This is a genomic window from Peptostreptococcus equinus (genome assembly GCF_027125355.1).
GTDB lineage: Bacteria > Bacillota > Clostridia > Peptostreptococcales > Peptostreptococcaceae > Peptostreptococcus > Peptostreptococcus equinus.
In genome coordinates this window covers 830,038-842,031 of the sequence record NZ_CP114052.1, presented here as the reverse complement: position 1 = coordinate 842,031, position 11,994 = coordinate 830,038, and the positions used below count along the sequence as shown (strand labels likewise).

Sequence of the window (11,994 nt, the reverse complement as noted above, 5' to 3'; positions counted from 1 at the left end):
ATTATATATAACACTTTATTTTTATATATATTTTTCATATTCATATAGTAATTTTATTTTTTTCTTTTTTAACAAATTTAAAATATTGATATATATTAGTTAAATTTAATATTCATCTTTGATATTATAAGCTCATATACATTGACATTTCAACGATTTTTTACTATAATAGTTTTATCATATAGAATGGAGGATTGCTAATGGCCGATAACAAAAATAAAACTATCAACTTTGCTGAAAGAAAAAAAGCTATTAATTCCAAACAGGCTAAAGCAAAAACTCCTGTTCAGGATAATAGAATTATTCAGTACGATATAAATAGAATGCGAGAACAAATAAATCAGCAAACAAAATCTAAAATTAAAAAGAAAGAACAAAGTCATAATTTTAGACTATGGGTAAAAATTGTATACGGTCTTTTGATACTTGCAATAGGTATTCTTTTATCCTTCAAAATTTTTAATTTTAATAGCCTAATAAAGCCAAAGGGATTACCTGATAAATTTGTAGAAATGCCTACAAAACTCAGTACTGAAGATACTATAAAATATGAAGAATTAGCTGAAGATAAGATAAATGAAGTTATAAATGTAAGTGGTAACATAGATGTAATAACTACATCTATACATAAAAATAATAATATAATTTTCTCTAATGGATATTTCACTTACCCTGATGAATCGCAAAAAATATTTTTTGATGCTAAATTTAAAGATGAAAAAATCACTTCATTAATAGTAAACGGATACGAATTACTAAAATAAAATAATAAAAAAGAACCCTTAAAAGAGCCCTTTTATTTATCTAAAATTTAGTTGATATATGACATATATATAGATATTGTCGCAACTATAATGCCAACAATATATATTACCCTCATTTTGCTGTACTTGCTTTTAACATCCCTCTTTGCGATTACAATGCAAGATATAACAGCTAATATAGAAAAAATTCCTAAATATAGACTCTCGGCTATTCCGTATGATGACTTCATAATCGCTAATAAAGAAATAATAAATATATATGTTCCTATAAAGTTCCTTATTATATAATTTTTTACCCCTCTTCCACCTTTAGCAAGTAAACTATATATTGCCAAACCTGAGAAAATTAGTAATATTATTAATCCTAAAATTGACATAACTCCTCCTATTTCCAATATTTATAATAAATATAATTATTAATATTGTCAATGTTTTTTTCATTTTCAAGTATAAATTCAATTTTAAAGCTAGAACCTCCACCCTTTAATTCATATTTATCTTTCATATATTGAAAATCATCTTTAAGTTTTATTTTGTACTTTTGACTAGTATATTTTTCTGTAACTATTAGATAATTGTAAATCTTATTTATCTTGTTAGAAATAATTATCAAAATATCTTCATTCTTTTGAAGTTTGTTTGCTATAGTATAAATAGTATTTTTATCTTCATTCACTAAATTTATCTTCAGTATTTTCAAACCCGATTGAGATTTTTCTATTTCTTTTTCAAATTTATTAATTAATAAATTTGTATATTTATCATTTATATTTTTAAATGATTCTTCTATTCTTTCTTTTTTTTGAACAGTATTAGTTAATGTTTGAATAATTGTATCTTCTCCCGATTTAAATTGATCAAGTATAACTTTTAATTTTCTGTCTCTATTTAATAAGTAGCTTATTACTCTATTCCCTGCTAAATATTCTATTCTTGTATTACTTTTATGTTTATAAAATTTTACGATTTTTATCATAGCAATTTCATTAGTATTTTCTAAATGAACACCACAACATGCATTAATATCCAAATTTTCAATTTCAAGTATTCTTATATCATCTTCGGTTTCTGGTAGTGGTCTTCTTGTAGTAAATGTTGATTTTTGTTCTCTATCAAGCTTATAGTTTTTAATCTCCCTAGATTCTTTTATTATTTCATTTGCCATGTCTTCTATTTCATATATCATTTCTTGAGTAAATTCTCCCTCAATATCTAATTGGCTTATATCGTTACCTATATGAAGTGATTTTGTATTTCTCGAAAATTTTTCATAAAAACATCCTGACAACAAATGTTGACCACTATGTTGCTGCATACCGTCTAATCTATGAGTCCAATCTAAAACTTGTTTAGCTTTTTCTCCTTCACAAAATATTTCTGATTGATTAGTATCAATTACATTTACAGTCTCTCCTTCATTATTGGTATATATATCTATCAATTCATATTTATAAGATTGATTATAATCCTTTATTACATATAATTTGCCTTTGTCTGCATCCTGTCCCCCACCACCAGGAAAAAATATATTTTCTTTCAATATTATACCTGTTCGACCATCTTCTAAATTTTCTATTTTCATTATTTGTGTATCATTTATCTTTTGATATCTATTTAAATAATATTTTTCCATTTTAACACCTCACTTAAAATCATGTTTATTATTATTCTACCACATTGAAAATATTGTACAAATTTTTATATATATTTTTCATTATATTATGTTTAAATAACAACGCTTGCTATTTATGTCATATGCCACAAATTTCTTACACTCAATACAACGCTTATATTTCAACGTTTTATTAAAAAGTATATGATTAATATTATATATTAATTATACAATGTGTTTATTTTAAAATTATATCGGGTAGCTAATTATTAAGATTTAAAATTTTTAAATATTTAATATATTCACATAATATTAAATATTATTTTTTAAATGACATAAATGTTTGTAATAAGTCGCAAATAAATTATATTACTTGTATGAGTGAAAGGAATATGCATTATGAAAAATTTCGAAACTTACAGAACAGAAGCAGAATTATTAAGAAGAGTTGACCAGTTAAAGGCAATGGGTGTTAAAGGAAGTGATATTGAAGTAATATCTAAAAATAAGGTAAACGGTACCAATAGATTAGCATATGGAGATATAGACGCCAAGACAAGTGAAGCTTCTCTGGGAGATAAAATAGCAGCATTTTTTTCAGGTGAAGATGCACAGGTAAAAGCTTTAGACAAATATAATTTTAGTCCTGATACACGTAATCAGGCAATGACAGCGGTAAATAATGGATATTATCTACTACATTTAAAATCTAAAGATATATATAATAAACCAAGCTATTACAACGATAGATTTGATTATTTAGATGAAGATTTAAAATCTAGTGATAATCTTACTCCAGAAGATAAAATACGTATACACGAAGAACGTCTACGCATAGATAAAGATCGAGTTGAGTCAGGATCTATAGAAATAAATAAAGAAGTAGTTAGTGAACGTCAAGAAGTTAAAGTACCAGTTGAAAAAGAAAGAGTTATAGTTGAAAGGCATAAAGTAGATGAAAAATCTTCACACGACTTTGACGAGTTAGGTAAAAATAAAGATACTATAAGAGTACCTATACATGAAGAAAAAATTAATGTATCAAAAGAAAATGTAGTTACTGAAGAATTGGTAATAAAAAAGGAAAAAGTTGTAGAAGACGAAATAGTTTCAGCTGAAATTAGAAAAGAAAAAGTTGATGTTGACGAAAACAACGCAAAAAGAATTAAATAATTCAAAGTAATAAAAATAGACCTTTTAAGGTCTATTTTTATTACTTTGAGTTTAATATATATTTTTTAATCTAAATATTTTTTATATTCTCCATAACCTTCTTCATCCATTTTATCATATGGTATAAACTTCAATGATGCAGAATTTATACAATATCTATTACCACCCAATTCCTTAGGACCATGATTAAACAAATGCCCTAGATGACTATTAGCTTGAGCGCTTCTAACTTCAGTCCTCTCCATTCCGAATGAATAATCGCCTCTATACAAAATATTAGTATCTTTAATTGGCTTTGAAAAAGATGGCCATCCACAAGAGGATTGAAACTTATCATTTGATGAAAAAAGTGGTTCTCCGCTCACTATATCTACATAAATTCCCTTTTCAAACTTATCAAAATATTCATTTTCAAACGGTATCTCTGTCATATCATTTTGTGTTACTTCAAATTGTAAATCAGTTAACTTGTCTTTTAAGATTTCTCTATTCGCATTATTTCTATCCCAATGAGATTTAACATAATTATATCTACCTGAGTTTTTATAATATATATTATAATGTTTACTTGATTTTTTATAATAATCTTGATGGTATTCTTCTGCCTTATAAAATATTTCAATAGGTCTGATTTGAGTGTAAACAGCTTTTCCATTCTTCTCTTCTATGGTTTTTTTGCTTTTTTCAGCTAATTTTTTTTGTTCATCATCATGATAAAATATAGCTGTTAAATACTGACTACCAACATCTGCAAACTGACCAATTGGATCATATGGATTTATCTGTTTCCAATAAATATTCAGTAGTTCATTATATGATATTTTATCATCATCAAAATATATTTGTATAACTTCTAAATGTTTTGTATCACCAGTAGATACTTCTTCATAAGTAGGATTTTCTTTTGTTCCCCCCATATAACCACTTTCTACTTTTATTACTCCCTCATACATAGTATATGGCTTTACCATACACCAAAAACACCCTCCTGCAAAAGTCGCTATCTTATCCATTTCCCCTCCTATAAACCATCTATAATATTTTATTTATAATATACTCTTTACTATAATTTAATAAAAATACCTAATATTTGCATATATTCCCCAAAAATATATTTTAAAACATATTTTTATTATTAATTATGTAATTAATAATAAAAATTTAATAATATACATACTATATTCATGATATAATTTAATCTATAGGAGAGTGATTAATATAATTAAAAAATATATAAAAGATATAATTCAAAACGATATTTTCAAAAAATTTACTGAAGAAGAATTGTATAATTTCTTAAAAAATATTGAAAGCAGCGATATAAAATTAAGCAAAAATGAAATTTTATTTTCTCAAGGGCAAATCTATAGCAACATGTGTATACTTTTAGAGGGAGAGGTTCAGCTTACAAATACAGATGAAAATGGAAACAGAAATGTAATAGATGTTATAAAGCCAGGTAATATATTTGCCGAAGTTTTTTCATTTACTTCAAATAAAATTTCTCCTGTATCAGCTGTTGCCAATAAAAACTCTTTGATTTTTACTATAAATACAGAAAAATTACTAGAAGTAGATTTTGATGTCACATTTAATAAAGATTCTAAAGATTTTTTAATCAAAAAATACTCTATTATATCAAATTTAATGAGTACTTTTGCTGATAAAAATCTTATATTGCTATCTAAAATAGAGGTTTTATCAAGAAGAAATATTAGAGATAAAATTATGTATTATCTTGAAATACAAAATGCTAAAAGTAATAGTAAAATATTTGAAATACCTTTATCTAGAAAAGATATGGCTGATTTTTTAGGTGTAGATAGAAGTGCCTTGTCCAGAGAATTAGGTAATCTACGTGACGAAGGTATTATTGATTTTGAAAAGAATTCTTTTAAGTTATTATATAATTGTTTAAAGTATTGTAAAACATAAAAACCTTAATGTTTATTTTATGAAATCTATCCTTATGAGTTCAGTAAATACCAACATCCTGTGTGTGTTAGTTGGATATGGATGGCAAGACATTAATATCAACTTTGCCTTATCTGGCTCCTTGTTGAATTTAGTCCAATCAGTTGGCTCAATAATTGTTCTGCCAGTTACTTTATATCTATATACATTTTTTCTATCGGTAACTTTTACAATATCTCCATTCTTCAACTGGTCAATTTTTAGAAAAGTATCTTTTCCATTATATCCACCTCTATGACCTGCTAAAACTGATACTGTGTTTAATTGATTTGTTGGCTGTCCTGTTGTCTCAACAATACCTACGCCATCTCTAAGTTCCTTATCACTAGTAGATTTATATATGGGTAGTAATAGTTTTATTTTTTCTATTTCTACAAAACCTAATACACCATTAAAATCTTCATCTTTAAACTTTGAATGTCCTTCATTAGATTGCTTTACCTTTTTAACAAAGTCTTCTTTTTTATGCTGTATTTCATTTGCTCTTTTAATCATTCTTATATGGGTAAAACCCATAAAAGCCAATGATGAAATTAAAATTATTACACCAATTGAAATCAGCAACTTTCCTTTATTTTTCATCTTATCCTCTTTTTCTATTTTTAATTAAATACTTCTATAAATCTTCAAAATTTATACTCTTACAATTACATTTTAAGCTGATCAAACTTATCTAATTCTTTTTCTATATCTTTTATTACTTGTTCAGCATCATTATTTAGAGCCGTATTTCCCTTTAATCTGTACATTAATTCTTTTCCATTTTTGTCTACAAAGAGTAAAGTAGGAGTTGAATCTATACTCTTATTTTTATTCAAAAACTTTTCAGTTAAAAAGTAGTTCTTAAAATTAATATCTAATCTTTTAAGTTTATTAGTAACATCATCGTTATTATCACCAAGACCAATACCTATAAAATTAATATTTTTGTATTTAGATCTAAGCTTTTCTATAGCTTTTAACTCTGGTTCACAAGGACCACACTTGGTCTGCCATATTACCACAGCATTTTTATTCATTATTAGCATCTCTTCTTTACCTACATTTTCATCCGTTTCCAATTCTCTAGCAACAAAATAAATTTCTTCCTTTACTTTTTTATTAGTATCAACAGTTTTATCAGAATTTGAAGATTCCATATTATTTTTAAATAAAAATGCTAAAGCTACAAGAGCAATTATAGATATGATTATTGCTATTTTTTTATTATTATTACTCATAAAATTTTCTCCTTTTAACAATCATTGTTATTATAATATTCTTTTGATACTGGAAGTCCTTTTTTCTTTAATTTATTATTTAAACTATCTGCTACTATAGTATATATTATCGAAAATACAGGCACTCCTATTATCATACCAACGATTCCAAAAAACTTTCCTGCTATCAACAAAGAGAATAAAATCCAAAACGATGATATACCTATTGAATCACCCAGTATTTTAGGTCCAATAACATTACCATCCAACTGTTGTATCAAAAAAATAATAAGAGTAAGCCATAATGCCTTTATAGGATCTATAAATAGTACCAATAAAATTGAAGGAACAGCTCCTATAAATGGACCAAAGAACGGAATTATATTGGTTACACCTATTATAAATGTAAGCAATATTGGATAAGGCATCCCAGTTAATTTCAGTATAATAAAAGTTATAAAAGCAATGATACATGAATCTATAATTTTACCAACTAAAAATTTACCGAATATATCATTGCTTAAATCAGTCACATATAGTATTCTTTGCCCTTTCTCTTGTGAAAAAACTGCTGCAATAAATTTTTTGCAAAGTGCCGAGAAACCTTCTTTGTCAGCTAAAATATATATGGATACTATTATCCCAAGTAATAAATTCCATACTCCTAATACTAAACCTACAAAAGCATTTCCAAAATAAGGCACTAAATTTGTAGCAAAATCCATTGCATCTTTGCCTAACTCTGTTACTTTTTTATTAATAATTTGCTTGTTTGTATGTGATAAATCTATATTAGATATCAATGCATCAGTGTAATCATATATTCTTTCAACAATTCTTGGAAAATCAGATGCAATTCCAACTATACTTTGTGTTACTTGTGGTAATACAAATTTCATAAATAAAGTAATTGTAAGCCCCACACTAACATAAGTCAATAGCATTGATATTGCTCTTTTTAATTTAAAAGGCATCTTTTTTTTAATGAGCTTATCAAATAATTTACGCTCAATAAAAGTAAGTATAAAATTCAATAAGTATGCTAGAGAAAATCCAATAATAAATGGTTTTATTATTGTGATAAATGTAGAAAGCATATTATTTACATTACTAAAATTGCTTATACCTAAATAAAATAACATCGCTGCTAATAATACTAAAAAGGCATAAAAAGATATTGTCGCATATTTTTTATTCCATTCGAATCTCAATTAATTCCCTCCATAAAATAAACTAATTTACTTCCTCTATTTCTTCATATTGTGAATCATATAATTTTTTATAGAATCCATCTTTATTTAGAAGTTCTTCATGACTTCCTTGTTCTATTATATCACCATTATCCATTACTAGTATAGTATCTGCATTTTTTATTGTTGATAGTCTGTGAGCAATTATAAAGCTAGTTCTATCCTTTATTAGATTATCCATAGCCTTTTGTATTAGTTCCTCTGTTCTAGTGTCCACAGAACTTGTAGCTTCATCTAATATAAGTATTTTAGGATCTGATAATATTGCTCTCGCAATTGTTAATAGCTGCTTTTGACCTTGTGATATATTCCTTGAATCTTGATTTAATTCCGTATTATATCCATTTGGTTGGGTCATGATAAACCTATCTGCATACGCTAGTCTTGCAGCTTTAAAAACTTCCTCATCGCTAGCATCCAACTTACCATATCTTAAATTTTCCATTATGGTACCTGTAAATAACCATGTATCCTGTAAAACCATTGCAAAAATATTTCTATAACTTTCGTAATCTATATTATCTATATCTAATCCATCCAATAAAATTTTACCTGAATTTGGCTTATAAAATCTCATTAATAATTTTACGAGCGTAGTTTTACCAGCTCCAGTAGGGCCTACAATAGCTATCTTTTGTCCTGTCTTTACATCAAGATTAAAATCATTAATAATAATTTTATCTTTATCATAGCCAAAGTTTACATGTTTAAATTCTAAATGACCGTCAAACTCTTCTTCTGCTAACACTTTTTTATCAGCCACATCAATCTCTTCTTCATCTAGAAATGAAAATATTCTTTCAGAAGCAGCAACTGTAGATTGAAGTAAATTTAGCATTTGTGCCAGCTGGTTCAATGGTTGAGTAAAAGATCTCATATACTGTACAAAAGCTTGTATATCACCTACTGCTATTTTTCCCTGCATAGTTAAATATCCACCCAGTATAGCAACTACGACATATCCCAGATTACCTACAAACATCATTATCGGCATCATTATACTTGAAAAGAATTGAGATTTCCATCCAGTGTTATATAACTTGTTATTTATTTTTTCAAATTCGGATATTTCATATTTTTCTCCGTTATTTGCTCTAATAACATTTTGTCCAGAAAAAGATTCTTCTATTTTACTGTTTATTTTGCCTAGATAATCCTGCTGTCTATTAAAGTACTTCTGTGATTTTTTAATTACAAATCCCAATAATATCATTGTAAGTGGCAACAAAGTCAAGGCCACTAAGCTCATTACTAAGTTTATAGAAATCATCATTATTAATACACCTATTACAGTTATTACAGATGTAATTGCCTGCATTAGAGATTGATTTAATGTCTGACTCAATGTATCAACATCATTTGTAACTCTAGAAATTATATCCCCTCTTTGATTTTTATCAAAATAAGAGATAGGAAGTTTATTAAACTTTTCAGATATTTCTTTTCTCAAATTATATGAAATTCTTTGAGATATACCACTCATTATATATGCTTGTAAATATGTAAACACAGAACTTAGGGCATACATTATTGCTAATATATATACTATTTTAAATATTTTAGCAAAATTTATTCCTTCTTGAGGATTTCTAATCTTTGCAATAATTCCATTAAATATTTCTGTAGTTGCATTACCCATTATTTTTGGACCTACTATTAGAAATAAAGTTGAAAGTATAGCAAATATAAATACAACAATTAGCTTATATTTGTCTGGCCCCATCATAGATAAAATTCTTTTAATATTTCTATTAAACATTTTCTTGTCTATTTTATTCTTATCTTTATTAGAATTTTTAGCCCTCATATTTTTATTTGGTCCAGAGGATTTTTTTCTTACTTTTTTATCTGACATTTGATAATTCCTCCTCCGTCAATTGTGATTTTGCAATTTCATAATAAACTTGGCAAGTCTTTAATAAATCACTATGTTTACCTTTACCAACCAATTTACCATTATCTAATACCAAAATTTCATCAGCAGAAATTATAGTATTTATTCTTTGTGCTACAATAATTATTGCTTTATCTTGTAAATTTTTCTTTATTTCATTCCTTAATTTTCTATCCGTTGTCGCGTCCAAAGCTGAAAAACTATCATCAAATATAATTATTTCAGAATCTTTAGCTACAGCTCTAGCTATAGCTAATCTTTGCTTTTGCCCTCCCGATAGGTTTGATCCAGATTGTTCTATCTTACTTGAAAAACCATCTTCTTTTCCTTCTACAAAATCCATAGCTTGTGCGATTTCAGCAGCTCTTTTAAGTTCAGATCTACTATAAGCACATTTACCATATTCAATATTAGACTCTATAGTTCCAGAAAAAATAACAGCTTTTTGTGGTACCAGTGCAATCTTATCTCTTAAAACTTTAAATGGTATTTCTTTTATATCTACACCATCTAATGTAATTCTTCCCTTAGTACTTTCTAAAAATCTTGGTATTAAATTTACAATTGTAGACTTTCCTGAACCTGTTGCTCCAATTATGGCTGTAGTCTTACCTTTTTGTGTTTTAAATGAAATATCTTCTATTATATTGTATGAAGCTCCATCGTATTTAAAAGATACATTTTCAAATTCCACTACTCCAGATTTAGTAAAATCTTTAATTCTTCCTTCATCTTTTATTCTAATAGGACTATCTAACACTTCTCCAATTCTATTAGCACTAATCATAGCTCTAGGAACTATTACAGACATCATAGATATAAATAGAAAGGCCATAATTATCATCATAGCATATTGTATGAAAGCCATCATATCTCCTACGAATAGCTGTCCCTTATCAATATTTTTAGCCCCAAACCATACTATTAAAAGAGTTGCTCCATTCATTATAAGCATCATTATTGGCATCATAAACGACATTATCTTGCTTACAAATAAGTTTATTGCTGTCAATTCTGAGTTTACTAGATCAAATCTTTCTTCTTCATGCTTTGACGCATTAAATACTCTATTTACTTCAATACCCGTTATAAATTCAATACTTACTAGATTTAGCTTATCTATCATTGTTTGTATTAGTTTAAATCTAGGCAATGCCAAACTCATTATTATTGCTATTGATACCAAAGTAGCAAAAATTGCTAATATAATTATCCAAATCATAGACATGTTAAGTTTTGATATCTGAATAAATGCACATATAGCCATAATAGGACCATAAAAAACAAATTTTAAAGCTAGTACAGAAGATTGTTGAATTTGTTGTATATCGTTAGTTGTTCTAGAAATCAATGATGCACTAGTGAATTTATTCATTTCGTAATCTGAAAACCTAAGGACCTTATTATATGAATCAGATCTAAGTTTAGTGCATACCTTTGTTGAAATTCTAGAAGCTATATATGATACAGTTACAGATAAAATACCTATTGATAAGGCTATAAGTAGCATCAGAGCTCCTACTTTCCATAGGTAATCTTTCTGCATTTTATCAGTATTTATTCCATTAGATTTATATATTGACTCAGTCGTCTTTATCGCTATCTGTCTTTTCATAAAATCAGGTAGTTTGCTTTGATCTATGTTTGCAAGCATTCTTGATGAGCTTGCCCCTTGTAAGTTCATAGTATATGCAGCAAAAGCAGATAATGATCTTGAAAAAACTTTATCTAATTTATTTAATTTATCTTTTTTAAGATCATTTTTTAATACATAATAATTTTTATTATAATGATTTTTTGATATTAAATTAGTGTTCTCGTTTCTATCTTTTATTTCTTTGTTTTTAAGATTATTATTCTGTGGTGACCAATATTCATATGATTCAGCTATATTTGCTCTGTCTTTATCAGATGACATTGACAATATCATTCCATATTTACTTTCATCTATTATTTGTGGTATAGTCATCTCAATACCACCTTGTTGAATACCTACATTTACAATGTTAGATGTATATTGTGGTAGTCTAAGTTCAAGCCAAACTTGACCTGATAAGATGGCTACCAATAAGATAATATATGGAAGATGACTATTAAAATATCGTAGAACTCTCTTCATTTTTTCTTC

At 26.7% G+C, this 11,994-nt stretch carries 11 protein-coding genes; 3 read left to right on the top strand and 8 right to left on the bottom strand.

The features are described from left to right. Positions 1–200 precede the first annotated feature (200 nt). A complete protein-coding gene (locus O0R46_RS04310) occupies positions 201–764 on the top strand; it encodes a hypothetical protein (RefSeq protein ID WP_269312355.1) in 564 nt (187 codons plus the stop codon). A gap of 47 nt (positions 765–811) precedes the next feature. Here the strand turns inward: O0R46_RS04310 and O0R46_RS04305 are convergent, their stop codons facing one another. Together O0R46_RS04305 and O0R46_RS04300 are read right to left on the bottom strand one after the other, a co-directional pair. Continuing rightward, the gene (locus tag O0R46_RS04305; protein WP_269312354.1) at positions 812–1,141 is read right to left on the bottom strand and encodes a hypothetical protein; all 330 of its coding nucleotides are present in this window, start codon (positions 1,139–1,141) and stop codon (positions 812–814) included. An 8-nt stretch (positions 1,142–1,149) separates the two neighbouring features. Beyond that, complete coding sequence (locus O0R46_RS04300; RefSeq protein ID WP_269312353.1) at positions 1,150–2,397, bottom strand: alanyl-tRNA editing protein; 1,248 nt, start codon at positions 2,395–2,397, stop codon at positions 1,150–1,152. A gap of 378 nt (positions 2,398–2,775) precedes the next feature. Here O0R46_RS04300 and O0R46_RS04295 point away from each other — a divergent pair, with 378 nt between their 5' ends. Continuing rightward, on the top strand, positions 2,776–3,549 hold the full coding sequence (locus O0R46_RS04295) for a DUF2382 domain-containing protein (RefSeq protein ID WP_269312352.1): 774 nt from the start codon (positions 2,776–2,778) through the stop codon (positions 3,547–3,549). A gap of 65 nt (positions 3,550–3,614) precedes the next feature. Here O0R46_RS04295 and msrB read toward each other — a convergent pair whose 3' ends face one another. After that, on the bottom strand, positions 3,615–4,562 hold the full coding sequence (gene msrB / locus O0R46_RS04290; protein WP_269312351.1) for a peptide-methionine (R)-S-oxide reductase MsrB: 948 nt from the start codon (positions 4,560–4,562) through the stop codon (positions 3,615–3,617). Between the two features lie 196 nt (positions 4,563–4,758). Between msrB and O0R46_RS04285 the strand changes: the two genes are divergently transcribed. Beyond that, on the top strand, positions 4,759–5,484 hold the full coding sequence (locus O0R46_RS04285) for a Crp/Fnr family transcriptional regulator (protein ID WP_269312350.1): 726 nt from the start codon (positions 4,759–4,761) through the stop codon (positions 5,482–5,484). Between the two features lie 12 nt (positions 5,485–5,496). On the opposite strand, the gene O0R46_RS04280 is transcribed toward O0R46_RS04285, so the two are convergent. From O0R46_RS04280 to O0R46_RS04260, 5 genes are all read right to left on the bottom strand, one after another. Beyond that, a complete protein-coding gene (locus O0R46_RS04280; protein ID WP_269312349.1) occupies positions 5,497–6,105 on the bottom strand; it encodes a class C sortase in 609 nt (202 codons plus the stop codon). A 65-nt stretch (positions 6,106–6,170) separates the two neighbouring features. After that, positions 6,171–6,743: a TlpA family protein disulfide reductase gene (locus tag O0R46_RS04275; RefSeq protein WP_269312348.1), complete on the bottom strand. Its 573-nt coding sequence runs from the start codon at positions 6,741–6,743 to the stop codon at positions 6,171–6,173. 14 nt (positions 6,744–6,757) lie between these two features. Beyond that, on the bottom strand, positions 6,758–7,933 hold the full coding sequence (locus O0R46_RS04270) for an AI-2E family transporter (protein ID WP_269312347.1): 1,176 nt from the start codon (positions 7,931–7,933) through the stop codon (positions 6,758–6,760). 22 nt (positions 7,934–7,955) lie between these two features. After that, entirely contained in the window at positions 7,956–9,827 is a 1,872-nt protein-coding gene (locus O0R46_RS04265) for an ABC transporter ATP-binding protein (RefSeq protein ID WP_269312346.1), read from the bottom strand. Continuing rightward, positions 9,817–11,985, bottom strand: a complete 2,169-nt coding sequence (locus O0R46_RS04260) for an ABC transporter ATP-binding protein (RefSeq protein ID WP_269312345.1) — start codon at positions 11,983–11,985, stop codon at positions 9,817–9,819. Before O0R46_RS04260 ends, O0R46_RS04265 begins: the two co-directional genes overlap by 11 nt. Positions 11,986–11,994 lie beyond the last annotated feature (9 nt).

Coding starts and splice junctions, on each gene's coding strand:
- O0R46_RS04260 (WP_269312345.1), bottom strand. CDS start 11,985: ATGAAGAGAGTTCTACGATATTTTAATAGTCATCTTCCATATATTATC.
- msrB (WP_269312351.1), bottom strand. CDS start 4,562: ATGGATAAGATAGCGACTTTTGCAGGAGGGTGTTTTTGGTGTATGGTA.
- O0R46_RS04265 (WP_269312346.1), bottom strand. CDS start 9,827: ATGTCAGATAAAAAAGTAAGAAAAAAATCCTCTGGACCAAATAAAAAT.
- O0R46_RS04280 (WP_269312349.1), bottom strand. CDS start 6,105: ATGAAAAATAAAGGAAAGTTGCTGATTTCAATTGGTGTAATAATTTTA.
- O0R46_RS04295 (WP_269312352.1), top strand. CDS start 2,776: ATGAAAAATTTCGAAACTTACAGAACAGAAGCAGAATTATTAAGAAGA.
- O0R46_RS04275 (WP_269312348.1), bottom strand. CDS start 6,743: ATGAGTAATAATAATAAAAAAATAGCAATAATCATATCTATAATTGCT.
- O0R46_RS04310 (WP_269312355.1), top strand. CDS start 201: ATGGCCGATAACAAAAATAAAACTATCAACTTTGCTGAAAGAAAAAAA.
- O0R46_RS04300 (WP_269312353.1), bottom strand. CDS start 2,397: ATGGAAAAATATTATTTAAATAGATATCAAAAGATAAATGATACACAA.
- O0R46_RS04305 (WP_269312354.1), bottom strand. CDS start 1,141: ATGTCAATTTTAGGATTAATAATATTACTAATTTTCTCAGGTTTGGCA.